Annotated in this window: 22 protein-coding genes; 8 read left to right on the top strand and 14 right to left on the bottom strand. The window is 34.1% G+C overall.

Features of this window, described 5'->3' with window-relative positions; translation table 11 throughout:
- Nucleotides 1-87 precede the first annotated feature (87 nt).
- The 3 genes from mltG (at nucleotide 88) to ACNQF9_RS12100 (ending at nucleotide 2783) form a co-directional block, all read left to right on the top strand.
- On the top strand, nucleotides 88-1128 hold the full coding sequence (mltG, locus tag ACNQF9_RS12110) for an endolytic transglycosylase MltG (RefSeq protein WP_417990301.1): 1041 nt from the start codon (nucleotides 88-90) through the stop codon (nucleotides 1126-1128).
- A gap of 2 nt (nucleotides 1129-1130) precedes the next feature.
- Entirely contained in the window at nucleotides 1131-2045 is a 915-nt protein-coding gene (locus ACNQF9_RS12105; protein WP_417990300.1) for a DUF2279 domain-containing protein, read from the top strand.
- 96 nt (nucleotides 2046-2141) lie between these two features.
- Entirely contained in the window at nucleotides 2142-2783 is a 642-nt protein-coding gene (locus tag ACNQF9_RS12100) for a peptidoglycan-binding protein LysM (RefSeq protein ID WP_417960923.1), read from the top strand.
- A 68-nt stretch (nucleotides 2784-2851) separates the two neighbouring features.
- Here the strand turns inward: ACNQF9_RS12100 and ACNQF9_RS12095 are convergent, their stop codons facing one another.
- The 5 genes from ACNQF9_RS12095 to udk form a co-directional block, all read right to left on the bottom strand.
- Entirely contained in the window at nucleotides 2852-3370 is a 519-nt protein-coding gene (locus ACNQF9_RS12095; RefSeq protein WP_417960921.1) for a hypothetical protein, read from the bottom strand.
- Between the two features lie 295 nt (nucleotides 3371-3665).
- A complete protein-coding gene (gene scpA, locus ACNQF9_RS12090; protein ID WP_417990299.1) occupies nucleotides 3666-5804 on the bottom strand; it encodes a methylmalonyl-CoA mutase in 2139 nt (712 codons plus the stop codon).
- 66 nt (nucleotides 5805-5870) lie between these two features.
- On the bottom strand, nucleotides 5871-7235 hold the full coding sequence (locus ACNQF9_RS12085) for a methylmalonyl-CoA mutase subunit beta (RefSeq protein ID WP_417990298.1): 1365 nt from the start codon (nucleotides 7233-7235) through the stop codon (nucleotides 5871-5873).
- A 124-nt stretch (nucleotides 7236-7359) separates the two neighbouring features.
- A complete protein-coding gene (locus ACNQF9_RS12080) occupies nucleotides 7360-7680 on the bottom strand; it encodes an FtsB family cell division protein (RefSeq protein ID WP_417960915.1) in 321 nt (106 codons plus the stop codon).
- A 136-nt stretch (nucleotides 7681-7816) separates the two neighbouring features.
- On the bottom strand, nucleotides 7817-8425 hold the full coding sequence (gene udk / locus ACNQF9_RS12075; RefSeq protein WP_417960912.1) for a uridine kinase: 609 nt from the start codon (nucleotides 8423-8425) through the stop codon (nucleotides 7817-7819).
- Between the two features lie 154 nt (nucleotides 8426-8579).
- Between udk and ACNQF9_RS12070 the strand changes: the two genes are divergently transcribed.
- The 4 genes from ACNQF9_RS12070 to ACNQF9_RS12055 all read left to right on the top strand — a co-directional run bounded on the left by ACNQF9_RS12070 (nucleotide 8580) and on the right by ACNQF9_RS12055 (nucleotide 10964).
- Nucleotides 8580-9161 carry a Crp/Fnr family transcriptional regulator gene (locus ACNQF9_RS12070; protein WP_417960910.1) on the top strand — a complete coding sequence of 194 codons (582 nt, stop codon included), beginning with the start codon at nucleotides 8580-8582 and terminating at the stop codon, nucleotides 9159-9161.
- Nucleotides 9162-9251: 90 nt separating this feature from the next.
- Complete coding sequence (locus ACNQF9_RS12065; protein WP_417960908.1) at nucleotides 9252-10004, top strand: pirin family protein; 753 nt, start codon at nucleotides 9252-9254, stop codon at nucleotides 10002-10004.
- A 47-nt stretch (nucleotides 10005-10051) separates the two neighbouring features.
- The gene (locus tag ACNQF9_RS12060; protein WP_417960906.1) at nucleotides 10052-10582 is read left to right on the top strand and encodes a YceI family protein; all 531 of its coding nucleotides are present in this window, start codon (nucleotides 10052-10054) and stop codon (nucleotides 10580-10582) included.
- Nucleotides 10583-10652: 70 nt separating this feature from the next.
- A complete protein-coding gene (locus ACNQF9_RS12055; RefSeq protein ID WP_417960904.1) occupies nucleotides 10653-10964 on the top strand; it encodes a response regulator in 312 nt (103 codons plus the stop codon).
- Between the two features lie 118 nt (nucleotides 10965-11082).
- Here ACNQF9_RS12055 and ACNQF9_RS12050 read toward each other — a convergent pair whose 3' ends face one another.
- The 6 genes from ACNQF9_RS12050 to dnaA all read right to left on the bottom strand — a co-directional run bounded on the left by ACNQF9_RS12050 (nucleotide 11083) and on the right by dnaA (nucleotide 17019).
- A complete protein-coding gene (locus ACNQF9_RS12050) occupies nucleotides 11083-11964 on the bottom strand; it encodes an SDR family oxidoreductase (RefSeq protein WP_417990297.1) in 882 nt (293 codons plus the stop codon).
- A 74-nt stretch (nucleotides 11965-12038) separates the two neighbouring features.
- Nucleotides 12039-13166: a methionine aminotransferase gene (locus ACNQF9_RS12045; protein WP_417960900.1), complete on the bottom strand. Its 1128-nt coding sequence runs from the start codon at nucleotides 13164-13166 to the stop codon at nucleotides 12039-12041.
- 163 nt (nucleotides 13167-13329) lie between these two features.
- Complete coding sequence (locus tag ACNQF9_RS12040; protein WP_417960898.1) at nucleotides 13330-13863, bottom strand: hypothetical protein; 534 nt, start codon at nucleotides 13861-13863, stop codon at nucleotides 13330-13332.
- Nucleotides 13864-14320: 457 nt separating this feature from the next.
- A complete protein-coding gene (locus ACNQF9_RS12035) occupies nucleotides 14321-15046 on the bottom strand; it encodes an SAM-dependent methyltransferase (protein ID WP_417960896.1) in 726 nt (241 codons plus the stop codon).
- 70 nt (nucleotides 15047-15116) lie between these two features.
- A complete protein-coding gene (locus ACNQF9_RS12030; RefSeq protein WP_417960894.1) occupies nucleotides 15117-15584 on the bottom strand; it encodes a low molecular weight protein-tyrosine-phosphatase in 468 nt (155 codons plus the stop codon).
- Nucleotides 15585-15591: 7 nt separating this feature from the next.
- A complete protein-coding gene (gene dnaA / locus ACNQF9_RS12025; RefSeq protein ID WP_417960892.1) occupies nucleotides 15592-17019 on the bottom strand; it encodes a chromosomal replication initiator protein DnaA in 1428 nt (475 codons plus the stop codon).
- A 183-nt stretch (nucleotides 17020-17202) separates the two neighbouring features.
- Between dnaA and ACNQF9_RS12020 the strand changes: the two genes are divergently transcribed.
- Nucleotides 17203-17607, top strand: a complete 405-nt coding sequence (locus ACNQF9_RS12020; RefSeq protein ID WP_417990296.1) for an acyl-CoA thioesterase — start codon at nucleotides 17203-17205, stop codon at nucleotides 17605-17607.
- Nucleotides 17608-17636: 29 nt separating this feature from the next.
- On the opposite strand, the gene ACNQF9_RS12015 is transcribed toward ACNQF9_RS12020, so the two are convergent.
- From ACNQF9_RS12015 to ribD, 3 genes are read right to left on the bottom strand one after another with little or no spacing between them, the layout of a single operon-like run.
- On the bottom strand, nucleotides 17637-18260 hold the full coding sequence (locus tag ACNQF9_RS12015; protein WP_417990295.1) for an IMPACT family protein: 624 nt from the start codon (nucleotides 18258-18260) through the stop codon (nucleotides 17637-17639).
- Between the two features lie 45 nt (nucleotides 18261-18305).
- Nucleotides 18306-18908 (bottom strand): HAD family hydrolase, encoded by a 603-nt coding sequence (locus ACNQF9_RS12010; protein WP_417960886.1) that lies wholly within the window; start codon nucleotides 18906-18908, stop codon nucleotides 18306-18308.
- Complete coding sequence (gene ribD, locus ACNQF9_RS12005) at nucleotides 18901-19944, bottom strand: bifunctional diaminohydroxyphosphoribosylaminopyrimidine deaminase/5-amino-6-(5-phosphoribosylamino)uracil reductase RibD (RefSeq protein ID WP_417960884.1); 1044 nt, start codon at nucleotides 19942-19944, stop codon at nucleotides 18901-18903. The genes ACNQF9_RS12010 and ribD overlap by 8 nt, the downstream gene beginning before the upstream one ends.
- Nucleotides 19945-20037: the final 93 nt, after the last annotated feature.

Raw genomic sequence — 20037 nt, 5'->3', positions numbered from 1 at the left:
ACGCTTTAGTTTTGATTCACGACCCTTTCAAAAACAAATAAGACACAAAGAATAGTTGTGTGCTATACCTATAAAAAAATAACACTTATGAATATTAAGAAAATTATCACAATCGTATCAGTAGTTTTGATAACTATATTAATGATTTACGGATTGGTTATTTTACGCCAGATCTTTTCTTCGAATACAAAATTTTCGGAAAAAGAAGTCTTTATTTTTATTCCAACAGACGCTAAATACGAGGAGGTCAAAAAAATAGTGGCACCATATATTGAGAATTTAGAACGTTTTGAAATGGTAGCTAATAAAAGAGGCTATATTGATAATGTTATACCAGGTCGTTTTTTATTCAAAAAAGGAATGAATAGTTATGAATTGGTAAAAACATTGCGACTTAATTCACCGGTAAAACTGGCATTCAACAACCAGGAACGTATAGAAAATTTAGCAGGGCGAGTTGGCTCTCAGATTGAAGCGGATAGTTTATCCTTATTGACTACATTCAAAGATTCTATTTTCTTACAGGAAAATGGTTTTAATGAGGAAAACATTTTAGCGATGTTTATCCCAAATACCTATGAGATTTATTGGAATACAACAGCTGAAAAATTCCGAGATAAAATGATTAAGGAATATCGTAATTTTTGGAATAAGGAAAGAGTAGCAAAAGCTCAAAAACAAGGACTCACACCAATTGATGCAACAATTTTAGCTTCGATAGTTCACAAAGAGTCAGTAAAAAAAGACGAAAGACCTAGAATAGCCGGTGTATATTTGAATCGTTTGAGAGCTGGAATGCCACTTCAAGCTGATCCAACCGTTATTTACGCTATAAAAAAGAAAGCAGATGATTTTGATCAAGTGATTAAAAGAGTTTTCTATAATGATTTAACCATGGCGCATCCATATAACACGTATATGAATTTAGGACTTCCTCCAGGGCCTATTGCAATGCCCGATATCACAGCATTAGAAGCCGTTTTGAATCCTGAGAAGAATAATTTTATTTATTTCTGTGCCAGTGTGGAACGTTTTGGGTACCACGAATTTGCGGCTACTTTAGAAGAGCACAATAAAAACGCCAAAAAATATTCAGATTGGATCAACAGCCAAGGTGTGAAAAGATAGTGTTGAGAGTAAAAAAATTAGTTCTATTTTTATTCTTGTTTGGATTTCAAATTGGCTATTCACAAAATAAAGTAGAACGTTTTCTGAAACCTTCGGACTCTTTAAATAAAAAAAGGCAAAACGGAGTTGCTGTTGCTGAAGCAGTGCTTTTTTCAGGGACTTTGATAGGTTTAAACCAACTTTGGTATGCGGATTATCCCAAATCTGATTTTCATTTTATAAACGATAACTCAGATTGGCTTCAAATGGATAAAGCAGGACATGTGTTTTCGTCGTATCATTTAGGACGGTTTGGTGCTGAGATGCTAAAGTGGAGCGATACTAGTGAAAAAAATCAATTGCTTTACGGTTCAGGTCTAGGTTTCGCATTTCTTACAGCTGTTGAGGTATTGGATGGTTATTCTTCTGAATGGGGAGCTTCGCCCGGAGATATTATTGCGAATGCATCTGGAACTGCACTTTACGTTTCCCAAGAATTAATATGGAAGGAACAGCGTATTATTCCAAAGTTTTCTTTCCACACCACACCCTATGCAAGATACAGACCCGAAGTATTAGGCAATTCAGTAGCAGAGCAAATTTTGAAGGATTATAACGGTCAGACATATTGGTTGTCAGTTAATCTGCATTCTTTTGCTAAAGAGTCAATAGTACCAAAATGGCTCAATTTAGCGATAGGGTACGGAGGCGAAGGAATGGTTACTGCAAGCAAAGGGAACACCCATCCATTCTTGGCGATGAGTCCCGAGCGATTTAGACAATTTTACTTAAGCATTGATGTCGATTTGACTAAAATTAAGACCAATTCTTCTTTATTAAAGACTGTCTTTTCTGTTTTTAATACCGTTAAAATTCCTGCACCAACAATTGAATTTGTGCGTTTTAACGATGTAAAATACCACTTCATCTATTTTTAGAAAAGTTTAACTAACTGATTATCAGTATTATTATTTTTATTGTATCTTTGCCCGTAGAAATTTCACAACGGGACAGCGTTTGAAGAAAAACAATTTATGATAAAGAAATGGTATTTTTATACAAGTTTGACTGTAATAACAGTTTTTTTGAGCTCAGGTTTTAGACCTTTTAATTTAGAAACCAACCCATGGTTTCTTATCAATGAAGAAGATGGAACACACTACTTATATCCATCAGAAGAACAAGGCGAATACACGAATTTGAATATCCCTTTTACTGGAAATTTCTTTATAGGCTTTAAAGAGGCTATAGGTTATAGAGAATCGGAAAGTAAATATAAAAAAATCAATTCTCTGGGCTATATGGGAAAATACCAGTTTGGTATTGAAACATTAAAATCAGTTGGAATATCCAATCGCTCCGCTTTCTTGAACAGTCCAGAACTACAAGAAAAAGCATTTTTGGCTCTTTTAGCGAAGAATAAATGGGAGCTAAAAAAAGAAATCGAAAAATACGAGGGTACTATTTTAAATGGAATTCAGATAACGGAGTCTGGAATATTAGCTGCTGCGCATCTTGGAGGTGCAGGATCCGTAAAAAAATACTTTAAAAATAAAGGTCAACGTAATTTTAGAGATGCTTATGGCAGTTCTTTAAGAAGCTACATGAAAATGTTTGGGGGCTATGATACTTCTTTTATTGTGGCGGATATCAATGCAAAAGTTAATAATAAATAATTTATTTTACATAATATAAAAAATAGGCTGTCAAAACATTTTGGCAGCCTATTTTTATTAAAATTAGATTATTTTTCTTTTAGAATTTGTCCATCAGGGCGTACCACTAGTTTCATGGTCTCTTTATCTTTTTTAATTTTAATGTTGTATTGTTTTTTGATGATGTCTCCATCTTCCTGTGTATAAAGAAAACTATCATTTACAATAGACCATCCAGGATAAGTTCTGTAAATAGAATAGATAACTTCACTAGGTAGTTTTACGTTTTTAAAATTCTCAACTACACGAACTAATTTTCCGTTTTCATTATAAGTTGCTGTTAAAGATCCGTTTTTCACTTCCATTACTACTAGGTATTCTTCAAAACCTTCCGCATCTTTTCCTAAATCATAAGCAATGAATTTTTCTTCAACCATTTTAACTCTTTGATCTGGATTATTATCGGGTATATAAACGGAAAAATCAGATCCAACTCTTTTAATTACCACTCCGGGTAACTCTTCAATTTTAATTTTACCTTTTTCAGTTTCTTGGGAATAGGACATTATTGTAAAACTTAAAAAAAGTAAAATGATAAATGATTTCATAATATTTAGTTTTAAATTAATAAATAAATAAAGCATATCATTTTATTAATAGAATAACCTAAAAATCAGTATTATAAAAGGCCTATAATTTAGTAAATAAAAAATATGCTTATGTAAATTTAGCAATTTTATGAAGTTATTACCGTTAATGCATCCATTATTTTATGTTAATAATAGGAGCTAAATGATCTTTTTTTTAATAGGAATATTATATTTTAAATTGAATTATATAAAAAAACACCAACCTTTTGATTGATGTTTTTAAATTATAAAGTCAAGTTATTTATACCGTGTTTTATTCAAAAGTTTCCATTAGAATTTCTAATATTTTAATAGCGGCCTGACTTATTTTTGTACCCGGACCAAATACAGCTACGGCGCCAGCATCAAATAAAAACTGATAATCCTGTGCTGGAATCACCCCGCCCACAACCACCATGATGTCTTCGCGTCCATATCTTTTTAGTTCTTCAATTACTTGTGGGACAAGCGTTTTATGTCCTGCAGCAAGTGATGAAACACCAAGAATATGGACGTCATTTTCAATAGCTTGTTTGGCAGCCTCAGCTGGGGTCTGAAACAGTGGGCCAATGTCAACATCAAAACCTACATCCGCATACCCAGTTGCCACAACTTTAGCGCCACGATCGTGGCCGTCCTGACCCATTTTAGCAATCATAATTCGAGGTCTGCGACCTTCTTTTTTAGCAAATTCATCTGCTAATAGTTTTGCTTTTTCAAAACTTTTGTCGTCTTTTATTTCTTTACTATACACACCGCTAAAGGATTTAATTTGTGCTTTGTATCTTCCAAAAACCGTTTCCAGTGCATCACTGATTTCTCCTAATGTAGTTCTGTTTCTGGCAGCTTCAACAGCAATTTCAAGTAAATTACCCTCGCCGGTTTGAGCACAAAGGATTAGTTTTTTTAGAGAATTTTGTACTTTTTCCGAATCTCTGCTTGCTTTAATTTGGTCTAATTGTTCCAATTGCTGTTTGCGAACCATTTGATTATCCACATCGAGAATCTGCAAGGGGTCTTCTTTTTCCAATCGGTATTGATTGACTCCTACAATAATATCCTGGCCACTGTCTATTCTTGCTTGTTTTCTGGCTGCGGCTTCTTCGATTCGTAGTTTTGGAATTCCGGATTCAATTGCTTTGGTCATACCGCCCAATTCTTCCACTTCTTCGATAAGTTTCCACGCATTTTGGGCAATCTCATTGGTTAAGCTTTCTACATAATAACTCCCAGCCCAAGGATCTACTGTTTTAGTGATTTTAGTTTCCTCTTGCAAATACAGTTGTGTATTTCTAGCAATTCTTGCAGAGAAATCTGTGGGTAAAGCAATAGCTTCATCCAAGGCATTAGTATGTAAAGATTGCGTTCCGCCAAATGCAGCTGCAGCGGCTTCTATGCAAGTTCGTGCCACATTATTGAAAGGATCTTGCTCTGTTAAACTCCAACCTGAAGTTTGGCAGTGAGTGCGCAAGGCTAATGATTTATCATCTTTTGGTTCGAATTGTTTGACCAGTTTTGCCCAAATCATTCTTCCGGCGCGCATTTTAGCAATTTCCATAAAATGGTTCATACCTATTGCCCAGAAAAAGGATAATCTGGGGGCGAATTCATCAATTTTCATTCCGGTCGCTAATCCCGTCCTGATGTATTCCAGTCCATCTGCTAGGGTATAGGCCAACTCAATATCAGCAGTGGCTCCCGCTTCTTGCATGTGATATCCAGAAATCGAAATCGAGTTGAATTTGGGCATTTTTTTGCTGGTAAATTCAAAAATATCAGCAATGATCTTCATCGAAGGTGTAGGTGGATAAATATAGGTATTACGCACCATGAACTCTTTCAGAATATCATTTTGAATCGTTCCAGAAAGCAGTTCGGGTTTTACGCCTTGTTCTTCTGCAGCGACAATATAGAAAGCCATAATGGGTAATACAGCACCATTCATCGTCATGGAGACGGACATCTCCTCTAGCGGAATCTGGTCAAACAATACTTTCATATCTTCTACCGAGTCAATTGCAACTCCAGCTTTCCCTACATCACCCACTACACGTTCGTGATCGGAGTCATATCCGCGGTGTGTAGGCAAATCAAAAGCTATGGAAAGTCCTTTTTGACCTGCAGCAAGATTTCTTCTGTAAAAAGCATTGCTTTCTTCGGCAGTCGAAAATCCTGCATATTGACGCACGGTCCATGGTCGGCGCACATACATTGTTGCGTAAGGTCCACGCAAATTAGGTGCAAAACCAGCTCCAAAATCAAGATGGGTAAGATTCTGGATGTCTTGTGCGGAATAGGTTGGTTTTAGTTCGATTCCTTCGGCTGTTATAAATGGAGTAGTCACAGAACTATCATCCGCTATTTTGAACGTTGTGCTTTCTAATTTTATATGTTGTAAATCTTTTCTTTTCATTTGTTTAATACCAAATTACACGAATTCTAATGGTTTTTTATTTTAATTAGCCGAAATCTCTGAATATTATTCTAGACCAAGCCGTTCCTGTTCTATTTTTTCTGCCAGACGTTTTTCGATTATTGGTGTAATCAAGGTTTTTCTTGGTTTGACTTTTACAAAAGGGAACAGTTCTAAATCGTGTTTCATCATATCCTGTTTGTTGGGGTATTTGTTGGTTCCCAATAAAATGTCTTTACCAGAATCAAATAATTCTTGTGCTGCATCAGCACTTTCCTGAATTTTTCTTTTGATAATTCCATCATTAAGCTGTTTAAGAAAGCCCCCATTTGCCTCGATATCTTTGAATAAAGTCAACGATTTCTCGGCTAGTTGGTTGGTGATATTTTCTATATAATAACTCCCGTCAGCGGGATTATTGACTTTGTCAAAATAACTTTCATTTTTGAGAATTAATAGTTGATTTCGAGCAATTCGATCCCCAAATTCATTGTCTTTATGATAGAGCGAATCGTATGGTAAATTGGCAATGGCATTTGCTCCGCCAATAATAGCACTCATGCATTCAGTAGTGGTGCGCAACATGTTTATATTGTAATCATACAATGTTTTGTTCCGTTTTGTGGGTGAAACTATAATGTTACAATCTAAGTTGTGGTCGTATTCTTTGGCTATTAAATTAAAAAGCAATCGCAAAGCACGGAGTTTTGCAATCTCAAAAAAGTAATTTGTTCCCACTGCAACTTCAAAAACAATCGGTTTATTTATAGCTTCAACTCTATTGAAATATTCATTGGCATGTCCTAAACTATAGGCAATTTGCTGTACCATAGTAGCACCCGCATTTTGATATAAAGCAGTATTGATACTTAACAGCGAAACGGCTAGAGTTTGTTTTAAAAGTAAGTTTAAGGTTTCAAAATTATTTTTTTCTTTGGTTATGAACCAATTCCCGTCTTTGGCTAATTGACCAATAGGATCCAGATTGCAGAAAATGGTAATGTTGTTTTTCTTTGCGAAAGCATCAATTTTTTTGACGAAATCGATTGAGATAAAACTCAAATGAAAGTAAACCGTTACTTTTTCTAAAGGTAACTTCTCAAGTAGGTAGGTAATGTCAATTGTTTCGTTTTCTATTGAAAACCGAAGGCTGTCTGCACCACGACTCAATGTGTCTAGGGCTCTTTCGATAGATTTGTCAACATCATAAACAAATATATTTTGGCAAATTCTGAATTGAGTTGCTTGCGTAGGCAGCGGAAAAGTTTTGGTAAATTCATCTTTATGGTAAAAAGGTTTTACCTGAATGTCTTCGGGTGAATTCCAAACTACGGTTTCATTATAATCAGCTCCACTGAGTTCAAATTGGATTTTTTGTTTCCATTGTTTGGAAGAAATGGGATTGAAATCATCGTAAAGATTTGTTGTCATTTTGTTTGTGGTTTTCCTAATCCCAGCATCGCCAAAGGAAAGTGAGCTGAAACAGGGTGTTGCATTTCAATAATTACTATAAATTGTACACTCCTTTCCTTTTAAGAAGGGTTGGGATGTGATTTTATTTTTCAATTGTGTCGCCTTCAAATTCAATGATATAAATATCTTCACTATCTTTTTTCATATAGTATTTTTCGCGGGCGTATTTTTCTATTTGCTCTGAATTTTTTAATTGCTTGATATTCTCTTGATCCTTTTTTATTTCCTGTTTATAATAAGTAGCATTCTCTTCTAAATTTTCGATCTGTTTGTCTAAGACACGATGGCCGAAATAGGAATAGTTGTCCAGAAAAATCATCCATGTACAAAAAAACAACAGAACCCAAACGTATTTGTTACTCAATAATTTAAACCAAGATTTATCTTTATACGGATTTGTCATTTTATTTTTTTTAGCCCCGATTAAAGTGAAAATCCTTTAAGTGGTGGTGATGACGAAGGAAGATTCACCACTTAAAGATTGAAACGGAAAGCGGGAAATAGCTTCAAATAATTTGTACGCTAAAATTACAATTAAATTATAGAATTTTTTGATTTATTACGGCACGCACCACATCAATCGCTACAGTGTTGTATTTGTCGTTTGGTATAATAATATCTGCAAATGCTTTAGTAGGTTCAATGAACTGTTCGTGCATTGGCTTCAAGGTGGTTTGATACCTGCTGATTACTTCGTGCATGTCTCTGCCACGATCAGCGATATCGCGCCTCATTCGTCTAATTAATCGTTCGTCTGAATCGGCATGAACGTATATTTTCACATCAAATAATTCTCTTAATTCTGGATTTGCCAAGATTAAGATCCCTTCTACTATCATCACTTTTCTTGGATGTGTAAAAACCGTATCGTCTGTTCTGTTATGTGTTACAAAGGAATAAACAGGCTGATGAATGTTGTTCCCATCTTTTAATTCTTTAAGATGAGCGACCAGTAATTCAAAATCAATGGCTCTTGGATGATCAAAATTTATCAACGCTCTCTCATCAAATGAAAGTCCATGATTTTCTTTGTAATACGAATCCTGAGAGATGATTCCAACTTCAGTTTCTGGTAATTCATTCATAATTTGATGTACAACGGTTGTTTTTCCGCTTCCTGTACCACCCGCAATTCCTATAATGAGCATAAATTTTTTGTTATGTTTTTATCGGAACAAAAATAGGAATTTATTCGTGAGCAGTTTTTCTTTTTCTAACAAATATTGCTAATTTATTATATTTTTTGGACAGTAGTGATTGACATTTTTTCTATCTTTATTTTTCTAAAAATAATAATAAACGGTGTATTCCCAAATAAATAATAATATAAGCAGGTACGTCACTTTTACCCCAGAAGAATTAGCCCTGTTTCATTCTTTGCTGGAATACAAAACCGTTCCGAAAAAAACTATTTTACTGCACGAAGGGGAGAGTTGTAATTTTGAAGCCTTTGTAGTCAAGGGATGTGTCCGGAAATATTATATTGACGCTAATGGCTTTGAGGTTATTCTTCAATTTGCTATAGAGAATGCTTGGGTCAGTGATATTTCTTTTAGCATTTATGAAGAGAAACCAAGTAGAGTTTATATTGAAACCTTAGAGGATTGCGAGTTTTTTATGTTTAATCCTGAAAGTAAAGAATCCTTATTTATTCAAGCACCCAAGTTTGAACGTGCTTTTCGTATCCTGATGCAACGAAGCCTAGCGGCTACCCAAGATCGTTTGTTTAATACTATTTCTAAAACTGCTACTGAAAAATATTTAGAATTTTTAGAAAAATATCCAGCGCTTTCTCAGCGTGTTACCCAACATTATATCGCATCTTATCTAGGAATTTCAGCTGAGTTTCTTAGCAAAATAAGAACCAAGATAGCCAAACACTAAATTTTCGTTGTTTTTAATTTCTTGTCCTAGTTCAATGTAAGCGGGTTTTTTTTGAACCAACTTTGTATTCTATTAATTAAGAAAATGACAATGGAAAATTCAAACAAAATAGAAGAGGAAGCATTAACTCATACCGTTTTACATAAAGCCAATACAAGAGGTCATGCCAATCACGGATGGCTAGAATCGTATCATACTTTTAGTTTCGCAAATTACCAAAATCCGGAGCGTATGAACTTTGGAGTATTACGTGTTTTGAATGATGACCGAGTAAATCAGGGAATGGGTTTTGGAAAACATCCGCATGATAACATGGAAATTATTTCGATACCGTTGGACGGAGATTTAGAACATCAGGACAGTATGGGGAATACGACTGTAATCAAACAAGGCGATATTCAAGTTATGAGTGCTGGTACCGGAATTTTTCATAGTGAATACAATAAAAATAAAGACCAGTTGGTTAAATTTTTGCAGATATGGATTTATCCAAATCAGAAAAATGTGACACCCCGTTATGATCAACTTACTTTGGATCTAGATGATCGTCACAATAGACTACAGCAAATTTTATCCCCAAATCCTGAAGACGAAGGGGTTTGGATTCATCAAGACGCTTGGTTTCATATTGGGAAATTTGACAACGGTTTTTCGACTGACTATCAATTAAAAAAATCAGGAAACGGAATTTATGCTTTTATTTTAAAAGGGGATTTTACCATTGGAACTATCGATTTAAAGGAACGCGATGGATTAGGAATTTGGGATACTGCTGAAATAAAAATCAGCGCAAATACTGCTGATGCTGAAATTCTTTTGATGGAAGTACCAATGAAATTATAACCTGCCAAAAAAAACACTACTAATACTTAATATTAAATAATACTACTATGTCATCAACAAAATGGGTAATTGACCCTACACACTCAGAAATTGGTTTTAAAGTAAAACACATGATGTTTACAAATGTTTCAGGTAAGTTTTCAAAATTCGATGCAACAATTGAATCCGAAGATATTAATTTTGAAAATGCAAAGATTGAATTCACCGGAGCGATTGATTCCATAACAACAGGGAATGCAGATAGAGATACTCATTTATTGAGTCCAGATTTTTTTGATGCAGCACAATTTCCTGAAATAAAATTTAGCGCTACTTCTTTTACTAAAATTAAGGAGGGAGAATATGAATTGGTTGGCGATTTAACCCTACACGGTGTTACAAAATCAGTAAAATTAGCCACAGAATATGGTGGGTTATTGAAAGATCCTTGGGGAAATACTAAAATGGCACTAGCATTAGAAGGGAAAATTAACAGAAAAGATTGGGGATTAAACTGGAATTCAGCTCTTGAAGCCGGAGGTGTCTTAGTTAGTGATGAAGTTCGATTGAATATCGAATTACAATTTATCAAACAATAAATTTTAGAAATAATAAAAGCATGGCTTAAAAATCATTTTTTGAGTCATGCTTTGCTGTAAATGAAGGACGATGGAAACCATAAATATTTTATACATAGGAAGACATCTTGAAATTTCAGCAACTGTGGTCCGATTAATAAATGCGACTGATACTTGGTTTGGAGTAGGGGTACTGAATGATGAGGAGGCTAAGGAAATTTTTCTAAAAAATAATTTCTCCATAGTATTATTAGGCTCTGGAATTGAAGATGAAAGTGAAACTAATTTGTGTGATTTTTTCAAAAAACAAAATCCTAATATTATAATAGTTCAACATTACGGTGGCGGAAGTGGTCTGCTAAAAAGTGAAATTTTAGTTGCCTTGGACTGTAATAAGACATAAAAAGTTGTTTTTAAACCATTCGGAAATTAGGAAAAAGCACCTAATTTTTCTTAATTTCCGAATGGTTTAATTTTTAAAAATGATTATGTAAAAACAAAAAGTAGAACTAATTAAAAACTTATTTGTTCTTTTTTGCCTTAATCATCATCTCTAATTGATCCCAAAGTTCTTCTGGGATTGCTTCCAAAATATTAAATTGCCCTGCTCCTTTCAACCACTCACCTCCATCAATCACTACAACTTCACCATTGACATAAGCGGAGAAATCAGAAACTAAATAAGCCGCTAAATTGGCTAATTCCTGATGGTCACCCACCCGTTTTAACGGTACTTTTTTAGCCATGTCAAATTTTTCTGCTAAATCTCCAGGCAACAATCGGTCCCAAGCCCCTTTAGTAGGGAATGGTCCGGGTGCAATCGCATTTGAACGAATTCCGTATTTTGCCCATTCAACAGCAAGGCTTCGGGTCATGGCCAAAACTCCAGCTTTTGCAGTGGCGCTAGGCACTACATAGGCAGAGCCAGTCCAGGCATAAGTTGTCACAATATTCAAAATGGTAGATGATTTTTGTTTAGTGTCAATCCAGTGTTTTCCAAAAGCAAGTGTGCAGTTTTTGGTGCCTTTTAAAACAATATCAATCACAGTATCAAAAGCATTAGCAGATAATCTTTCGGTCGGAGAAATGAAATTTCCTGCAGCATTATTGAGTAAAACATCTACTTTTCCAAAAGCTTTCAAAACTTCTTGCAGCATGTTTTCTACTTCTTCGTAATGACGTACATCACATTGAATCGGAAGACAAGTTCCGCCTGTTTCCGTTTCTAGTTCTGAAGCTGTATTTTTAAGCTTTTCTAAATCTCTGGAAGTGATGGCAACTTGCGCGCCCAATTCTAAGAAATATTTAGTCATAGCTTTTCCTAAACCACTTCCTCCTCCAGTTACTACTATCACTTTGCCTTGAAGTGCATCGTCACGTAACATTTTATCGGTATAATTCATAGTCTGATTTTTTTAATGTAAATGTAATAAAATAAATAGTATGCGTGCATAATAAAAAATTAAAAGCAATATTTTTATATGGCGCACAGTCTTTTAGCAGCTTCTTCAAGTGTTGCATTGTCTTTGGCAAAACAAAAGCGAATTAAATGGAGGTCTTTGCCATCTGCATAAAAAGTAGAGATAGGAATTGCGGCCACACCGTGTTCCTGGATTAACCGTTTGCAAAAATCAATATCATTCTCCTTTGATATGTTTGTATAACAAACTACCTGAAAGTAAGTTCCTTCACAAGGCAGTAGTGTAAAGCGGCTATCCTTTAATAATTTTCGGAAGTAGTCTCTTTTTTCTTGATATAATTCTCCAATTTTATCAATGGATACTAAGTCTAGATAGTCACTGATGGCAACCTGACAAATACTATTGACACTAAAAACTAGAAATTGATGTACTTTTTTAATTTCTGTCATAAGGTGTTCAGGTGCTACGAGATAGCCGATTTTCCATCCCGTTACATGGAAGGATTTTCCAAATGAAGATACCATAATACAGCGATGTAATATTTTTCTCCGAGTATGAGCTGAAATGTATTTTTGCTCGAAAGTGATGTGTTCATATACTTCATCTGATAGCACTACAATTTTAGGATATTTATCTAAAAGAACTTCCAATGCTTCAAAATCGGATTCACTTAGGATTTTTCCTGTAGGATTGTGCGGATTATTAATGATAATCATGCGGGTTTTGGGTGTGCAGGCTTGTTCTATAATTCCCCAATTTGGGGTGTAATCATCGTTTAATGCTACTCGAATCGGATGTGCGTTGCATAACAAAATAGGTGCTTCATAACAATCATAACTAGGGTCTAGAATAAGTACTTCCTCATTGGTTTGCACTAAAGCTAGAATAGTCGTAAAAATTCCTTGTGTGGCACCAGCTGTGATCAATAGCTCAGTTTCAGGTAGAACGCTCCTGTGGTATGAATGATTAATGAGTGTTGCAATTTTTGATAAAAGAGGCGGATATCCTGACATGGGAAGGTACTGGTGTACATTTTTTGTAGCAAGAATGGAGACTAAATTTGTAAGCCTTTCGTCAACAGGAAAATTTGGAAAACCTTGTGACAGGTTAATAGCATTATACTCAGCTGCCATTTTTGACATGATAGTAAAAATACTCGTGCTGATATTTGGAAGTTTACTCATAATAAATGAACATAGATTGCTTCATAAATGTACTGTTTTTTACTGGAATTGTTTTTTAAAAGGAAAAGTTACAAAAATGATAGTTGATTACGATTGGTTATTATTTTTCTATGTGCAAAAAAGCCACCATAATGGCGGCTCTTTATAAATAAATTATTAAAGTTTAATTTTGACTAACAATTTCTCCTTTTGGAGTGACTACTAATTTGCGATTTTCTTTGTCTTTTTTTATTCGGATATTATATTCCTTTTTGATGATATCACCTTCTTTTTGAGAATACAAATATTTATCATTTACAATTTGCCAACCGGGGAATGCTTTATAAATAGAATAGATGACACTATTTGGTAATTTTATATTTTTATAATTCTCAACAACACTTGTTAGTTTTCCATTTTCATTATAAGTGGCAGTCAACGACCCTTTCTTGGTTTCCATAATAACTAAATAATTTTCGAAACCTTCAAAGTCTCTTCCTAAATCATAGGCTATGAACTTGTCTTCTATAGCTCTTACATTTGGATCGGGATTTCTATCTGGCAAGTATACAGAGAAATCCTTTCCTGCGCTTTTAATAACAACTGCGGGCAGTTCTTCCATTTTAATATTTCCTTGCCCAGATCCACTTATCTTTTCCTGTGCTAAGGATGCTGTAGTTATACTTAGAAAAAGTAAAACGAATTGATATGCTTTCATGACATTTTGCTTTAATTTATAATTTAATACACTTTTAGTAATGATTAAATAAATTCAGCAAGGCTTGTTTTTTTTCTCCCCCTTTTATTTTATGAGTTATTTAAATCATTAGACTTAAAAACAGTAGTAGTTTTAGATTTTAAATTTATATTTAGAAAATGATTTTTGGGACAAGTAAAATTACCTCTTTTTAAGAAATAGGTGGGTTAATTTTTTTGTAAATAGTGTTAATTTAACAGGGCATTCTAAAGGCTTTTTTAGCAGGAAAATCCATTTCAATAGCTATTATGGGAGGTCTGTAGAGATGTGTTTTAGAACAAAGTGCTTTGCAAGTGTTTGTATTCCTGTATTTTGGTGTAAATTATAAAAATAAAAAACTGACTTTTAGAATTTAAAAGTCAGTGTCGGGGTATTATTTAGAGGGAAATAGGAAGTGTAGGTATAAATCTAAATAGAATTAATGCATTTTATGTATAATAAAGATAGTTGGACGATTGTGTAAATCTACTTTTACTTTTTTCCAATCATTGGCTTTCATAGTTTTGATATATTCTGAAGGTAAAGTGATATCAGTTGCAATACAAAGATGAGTTGTAGGATTAAGAGCTTGTAAAATATCCTCCAGCATTTTATTGTTCCTATAAGGTGTTTCTATAAAAATTTGAGATTGGTTTTTGTCGTGAGATAATTTTTCAAGATTTTTCAGTGCTGTTTTCTTTTCTGCTTTTTCAATAGGTAAATACCCATTAAAGGTAAAGCTTTGTCCGTTCATTCCAGAAGCCATCATAGCCAAAAGGATTGAAGAAGGACCTACTAAAGGAATAACTTGAATTCCTTTTTCGTGGGCTAATTTTACAATTACTGCACCAGGATCAGCTACTCCAGGGCAGCCTGCCTCACTCATTAAACCGATGTTGTGACCTTCTAATAAGGGTTTAATAAAGTCTAAGTGTTCTTTGGTCTCGGTGTGTTTATTTAATACAAAAAGTTTTAGCTCCGATTGTTTTTTTTCAGGATGCACCCCTTTAATAGATTTACGCGCTGTTTTTTCATTTTCAACAATATAATAATCAATAAAATCAATGCTTCTTTTTATGGTTTGGGGTAAAACATCCATCGGGTCACTATCGCCTAAAGTAGTTGGAATTAAATAGAGTTTACCTAAAAAAGTACTTGTTTTCATTGTTTTATAATTGCATTTTTAAAGTAGAATGTATCTTAAAATTATTTCTTTAAAATTAAGGATTGAAAAATTATTGGTGCTTGGCTATTAATTTTTTAGCAATTACTTCGCAAACTTCATCCAGCATGTTATAAACAATTTCGAATCCATTGGGCAAACCAAAATAGGGATCAGGGACGTCTACTTTTTCATCTGGAAATAATTCATTCAGAATAAGTTGCACTTTTTCTTTTTGTTCCTGACTTTTTGCCAACTGAATTACATCGTCATAATTAGAATTATCCATTACATAGATATAGTCAAACGAATCAAAATCAGTCGTGCTGAACTGTCTTCCTTTTTGATCAGAAATACTGATTTTGTTTTTTTTTGCTACAGCAATAGAGCGATCATCCGGTGTATGGCCAACGTGCCAAGAACCAGTTCCTGCTGAATCCACTTTGAACTTATTTTTGGGGAGCTTTGAGGCTAATATACCTTCGGCCAATGGAGACCGACAAATATTGCCTAGACAAACCATTAAAATTTTTATGGGCATAATGCTTTTATAGCGTTAATTTTTTATTGATATCTTCAACAAATTTTTTGAATTGTTTGTCAGTAGCAACTAAATTGTCAACGGTTTTACAAGCATGTAATACGGTAGCGTGATCACGATCTCCAATTTGAGAGCCTATATTAGCCAAAGATGCTTTTGTGAACTTCTTTGCAAAAAACATTGCCAACTGTCTGGCTTGAACTACGTGTCTTTTTCTGGTTTTTGATTGAAGTGTTTCTAAATCCAATTGGAAATAATCCGATACAATTTTTTGAATATAATCGATTGAAATTTCTCGTTTTACATTTTTTACAAATTTCTCCACGACACTTTTAGCAAGTTCTAGGGTAACTTCTTTTTTATTAAATGAAGATTGCGCAATCAGGGAAATAATTGCTCCTTCTAATTCTCTAACATTCGATTTAATATTTCGTGCAACGTATTCGATTATCTCTTCTGGAATTTCCACACCATCTCGGTACAAAATATTTTTTAGAATAGAAATTCTAGTTTCATAATCTGGTTGATGCAATTCAGCTGACAATCCCCATTTGAAACGAGATAACAAACGTTGTTCAATATCTTGCATGTCAACAGGCGCTTTGTCAGAGGTCAAGATGACCTGTTTGCCGTTTTGATGGAGATAATTAAAAATATGAAAAAATACATCTTGAGTTCCTGATTTTCCAGAAAGAAATTGAACGTCATCAATAATTAAGACATCAATTAACTGATAGAAATGTATAAAATCATTTCGATTATTCTTCTTAACGGAATCTATATACTGTTGTGTAAAAATCTCAGCAGAGATGTATAAAACGGTTTTTTCAGGATGTTTGTCTTTTATTTCTACACCAATGGCATGTGCCAAGTGTGTTTTTCCAAGGCCAACTCCACCAAAAATTAATAACGGATTAAAAGAAGTTCCCCCCGGTTTATTAGCAACGGCCATCCCTGCCGAACGGGCCAGTCTATTGGAGTCACCTTCTAAAAAATTATCAAAACTATAATTAGCATTCAGTTGAGATTCAATCTTTAAATTCCGAATTCCAGGAATTACAAAAGGATTTCGTAATTCAGGGTTTAAATTTTTAAAGGGAGCGTCTACTTCTTGGGGCTTCATAGGAACTCTATTGGCGCTTGGCAACTGTTCTGTAAACGGTTGTTTATTGCCATAAGTATTTTCCATTCTGATTTTATAAAGTAACTTAGCGTTTTTTCCAAGTTCTTTGGTCAAGGCCACTTTTAATAGTTTTACATAGTGTTCTTCTAACCATTCATAGAAAAATTTACTTGGAACTTGAATATATAATGCGTTATCGGTAAGTTCAACTGATTTGATTGGTTCAAACCAAGTTTTATAGGCTTGGTCTTGGATGTTGTCTTTTATAAAAGACAAACAGTTTTCCCATACTGATTGAGCAGTTTTGTTCATATATTCTATTAAATTGTTTTTTATTGGTAATTGTTATCTTACTAAAAAAAAGATGTTTTATTATTATTTATCGGGGTAACAAATATGTGAACAAATTTCTGTAAAAAAAAATATATAGGGTAATAATTTCACGAATTATTGTTGTAAGGAGCTTTTAAAATTTAAATTTTTAATACATAATTAATGAAAGATCATCAAATTGAAGTGAGGGTTAGGTACTCAGAAACAGATCAAATGGGCGTTGTATATCATGGGAATTACATCCCCTATTTTGAAATAGGAAGAGTGGAATGGCTAAGAAACAAAGGGGTTTCGTATAAAAGTATGGAAGATAACGGGATTGCGCTTCCTATTGTTTCGATGGATATAAATTATAAAAAATCAGCTCGGTATGATGAGTTGCTCACCGTACATACAATTTTCAAAAGTCAGAGTTCTGTGAAGATAGAATTTGATTGTGCTATATATAATGAATCAGATGAGTTATTAACAACTGCCCAATTTATTTTGGTTTTTGTGTCCTTAAAAACAGGTCGTCCTACTGCGCCACCGGATTATATTTTAGAATTGTTAAAAACAATAGAATAAATTGTAAAAGGAGCAATTTTATATTGGAATTAGAGTCGTTTTATATCGATTTCAAACATCAAATTAAAAATGTCGAATACTATTTCGGCATTTTTTTTTCGGGTTTTTATCTCAATTATGCCCATAGGAAGCATAGTGATTTCATTTATGGTCATGTGTTGAGATACAATATTCAATCTCTTTTCCTTAATAACCCGCATTACTTTATTCATATTAGTGTAATCAAAGGAGATCGTAAAGCGAATATCTATGGTTTTTTCAACAATCTGACTTGTTTCTAGTACCATTTGGGCGGTAGTTTTATAAGCGGAAATTAATCCACCAACGCCTAATTTGATTCCGCCAAAAACCCTAACAACTACCAGTAATATATTGGTAACTGTGAAGGATTGAATTTGCCCATATATTGGCATCCCTGCACTATTGCTTGGTTCTCCGTCGTCATTTGCTCTGTAGGTGATGGCCTCGGCACCAATTTGGTATGCATAGCAAAAATGTCCGGCATTAGGGTGTTGTTTGCGTAAAACTTCAAGGAGTGGTTTTACTTCTTCCTCGGAGTGAATGGGAAAGGCATATCCATAAAATTTGCTGTTTTTTTCTTTATATAGAAGTGCCTCCGTAGGGAATTCAATGGTATTGTAAGTATCTTTCAATTTGAATTTTAAAAATGGGAAGGGAGTTTAAACCTTAAGTGGATTTTAGATTAATTTTTTGTCTAAGAGATGAATTACATCTTCTTTTCCAACTTGTAAATTCCAAACCTCAAAGCCTAAAGCCAGAGCAGCATCAGTATTTTCTTTTTTGTCATCAATAAATAACGTGCGCTTTGGTGACAAATCATGGTTGTTTATCAAATGATTGAAAATTTCAGGATTTGGTTTTCTGATGCCAAGTTCGAATGAAAAATAGACTTTTTCAAAACATTGATAAAAATCTCGGTAAAACGATATCCCGTTTTTTTGCTCAAAAGTTTCGATATGGATAGCATCAGTATTAGACAATAAAAACAAGCGGTATTTTCCGGAAAGCAATTGAAGGAATTCCAACCGGTATAAAGGAAAGTCCAAAAGAATGGCATTCCAGGCGGCTAATATTTGTTTAATACTGGCCGTTGGGATGTATTTTTGAATCCCAAAAAGGAAATTTTCGCGAGAGATTTGCCCCGTTTCAAACTGCAAGTTCAATAGGTCTAAATCTTCATTCCATTCCTTTAAGCCTAATTTTTCAAAAGCATTTACAGTGGCTTGTTTATCTAAATTGATAAAAATATCTCCAAAATCAAAAATTATTGCATTAATCATGGTTTCTAGAAATTATAAGTTCGTCAGCACCAAGTATGTGTTTTTTAAACTGTTTTTTTATAAGAATTGGCGCGTTGATTCCTTTTTTAAATTGGATGTCTCCAATGAATATTCGGGCTTCATCCCAAAGATTGGCATTGATAAAAGTGTCTAATGTTTGTCTTCCACCTTCAATAATAACAGATTGAATCTGATGCTCATACAGCAATTGGATTATTTGTATTGCTAAGTTATTTTGAAAGTCAATTGTTTCAAAGATACTATTTTCTTTTTCAACAAGAGTTTTATATTTAGAAAATAGGATAGTTTTAACTTGATTGTCAAGGACGTGGCTGTCTTTTGGGATGCGATTATTTTGATCTAAAAGCACACGGATGGGATCGCTTCCAAACCAGTCGCGTGCGTTTAATTTTGGATTATCATCAATGGCAGTTTGAGTTCCTATCAAAATGGCTTGTTCTTCAGTGCGCCATTTGTGTACCAATTGTCTGGAATACGCATTGGTAATCCAAACAGGTTTTTTTTCTGTCTTCTGCTCTGGGGCTATGAATCCATCTTGACTTTCGGCCCATTTCAATATAATGTAGGGTCTTTTCTTTTGGTGGTAGGTAAAAAAACGTTTGTTCAGTTCGTTACACTCTGCTTCCAAAACACCAACGGTAACCTCAAGTCCAGCTTCTAGCAATTTTTTGATCCCATTTCCAGCTACTTGTATGTTGGGATCCACCGTTCCGATAACCACATTTGGAATTTTATTTTGGATAATCAAATTGCAACACGGAGGTGTTTTTCCAAAATGGCTGCACGGTTCTAAACTGACGTAAATTGTTGCTTTAGTCAGCAATGATTTGTCTTTTACCGTATGGATGGCATTTACTTCAGCATGTGATTCTCCTGCTTTTTTATGCCAGCCTTCGCCAATGATTGTGTCATTATAAACAATAACACAACCCACTAGTGGATTTGGATAGGTTGTCCCTAATCCGTTTTTAGCCAATTCGAGGCAACGGTTCATGTATTTTTGATGTATTTTCACATTGTAAAAGTAGTAATTTTTGAGTTTAAGATTTTGTTTTAAAAACTTCTGAAAATAATAGTAAACAATTTCTATTTTTGCAACTGTAATTAT

The organism is Flavobacterium amylolyticum, from assembly GCF_048284335.1.
GTDB lineage: Bacteria > Bacteroidota > Bacteroidia > Flavobacteriales > Flavobacteriaceae > Flavobacterium.
Note: the sequence above shows the minus strand (reverse complement) of the source record. Positions and strands in the feature narration are given on the sequence as shown.